The 1,020-nt window shown below is 56.5% G+C and carries 2 protein-coding genes; both read right to left on the bottom strand.

Annotated features, from left to right (window positions below):
• Nucleotides 1-236: AlbA family DNA-binding domain-containing protein (locus tag FZE95_RS19480; protein ID WP_150302444.1), on the bottom strand; the 236-nt coding region annotated here is incomplete at its 3' end.
• Nucleotide 237: 1 nt separating this feature from the next.
• On the bottom strand, nucleotides 238-1,020 hold a 783-nt coding region (locus FZE95_RS19475; RefSeq protein WP_190324608.1), incomplete at its 5' end, for a restriction endonuclease subunit S.

The raw sequence follows: 1,020 nt of genomic DNA, 5'->3' as shown, positions 1-1,020 counted from the left end.
ACCGACAACGACGGCGAAGTCCGCGCCGCCACCATACCGGCGAGTCCACTCAGCAGACTATGCTCAGGATGCAGACCAGTGGCCGTGCCATTGTCCTCGACACCCAGCCACAGCTCGCCGCCTTCTGCATTGGCCAGACAGATCAGCGCTTCGATCAGGTCGGTATCGGACAGCTTCTTGCGGTCACTCTTGAACTCGACTGTGAGGGTTTCGCGGGGCGGCAAGCGCGGGGGCATGTCAGGCTTCCGTTTGTGCAACAGCGGGGGTGACGCGAACGCGACCGGTCAGCAGATCATTCATCAGGCCGATTTTTTGTGACTTTAGCTTATTGAGTTTTGCTTGCTCCTCCTCAAGACGAATATCAGCTGACTCTAGAATTTCTTCAGTACGAACCTGCTCCTTCACATCAGGGAAGGCAATTTCCAGTTTGCGCAAAGGGGCTATCGAGATTTCGGCGCGGGTAGTACCCACCTGTGCCTGTTTGATTATGGTTTGGCCAATCGGCGACCGAAGCATCTGAGCAAGAAACTGAGAACGAATACCGCTGGTCGGTCTGATAAGCGCGATGTCTCGGCTTATATTGCCAAGGAAGTGCGGAGGAACCATGCCAATCCGTCCTATCGTACCTTTGATCGACAGGAGGACGTCACCCGGCTTGACACGGCTTCTAGGGTAGGCTAAATCGATGCTGCTGGCCGTTCTATGAATGCCCGTTGCGTAGTCACCGAGCAGGTCCCTGATAGCCAGCACAGGTACGCCAGAAGACACGTAATCAAGCACTTGGACGATGCCATAACAGATCGGTGTTGCTGTTATTTTGTCCAGCGACTGGACATCCCACTCTCTCGGAATCCACCCCAACGGCGATTCCTTGTAGAGCTGTGGCGCCTCACTCTGTGGCGGGCGCAGTTGACCGTTAGCGTCGATGCCGCGGGTCAGCAGGTCGTGCAGCAGGCCCTGCTTGACGACCTTTAGCTTACCGATCAGCGCCTCGGTTTCGCGGATGGCGGTGTCGAGGGT

This window comes from Pseudomonas profundi (genome assembly GCF_008638305.1).
GTDB lineage: Bacteria > Pseudomonadota > Gammaproteobacteria > Pseudomonadales > Pseudomonadaceae > Halopseudomonas > Halopseudomonas profundi.
The sequence above is the reverse complement of the archived record's forward strand: the minus strand, read 5'-3'. Positions and strand labels throughout refer to the sequence as shown.